Genomic DNA, 445 nt, shown 5'->3' with positions numbered 1-445 from the left:
CTACTGCCATCCCAGATAAGACAGTTCTGTTTTCAAGTTCAGGTCGAAATAATGACACGCGTCTGTCGCAACTGTGATAATTGCATAAATGGCTTTCCACAGCGGAGCTTGCAGGTAGGTCGCTTCACCGAAACAAGATATGAAAATTGTGGGGATACACAATGTGTCATCCAAGGAAAATGCCGGCGACAAAGGGTCCCAAGCCGTATATCCGCGCGCCTCGAACCTGCTGCGGATGCCTCCGCTCGGAAAGCTCGACCCCGCCCTCTCCTGCTGGGCCAGCAATTCGCCGGAAAATTCTCCGGTAATGCTTCCGCCCGCCCCATCTACCCAATCGATGAACGAGACGTCCTTCTGCGCCGTCCCTTCGGTCAACGGCCGAAACCAGCGCGTGTAGTGCGTGCCGCCCAGTTCCTTCGCCCACATCTTCATCCGTCCGGTCATA

The 445-nt window shown here is 55.3% G+C and carries 1 pseudogene; it reads right to left on the bottom strand.

The annotated features are described in order from the left end of the window. A pseudogene (locus tag Tanf_RS10380) lies at nt 1-445 on the bottom strand (glutamine synthetase III domain-containing protein); the annotation flags it as partial.

It is taken from the genome of Tannerella forsythia (genome assembly GCF_001006485.1).
Classification (GTDB): domain Bacteria; phylum Bacteroidota; class Bacteroidia; order Bacteroidales; family Tannerellaceae; genus Tannerella; species Tannerella forsythia.
The sequence above is the reverse complement of the archived record's forward strand: the minus strand, read 5'-3'. Positions and strand labels throughout refer to the sequence as shown.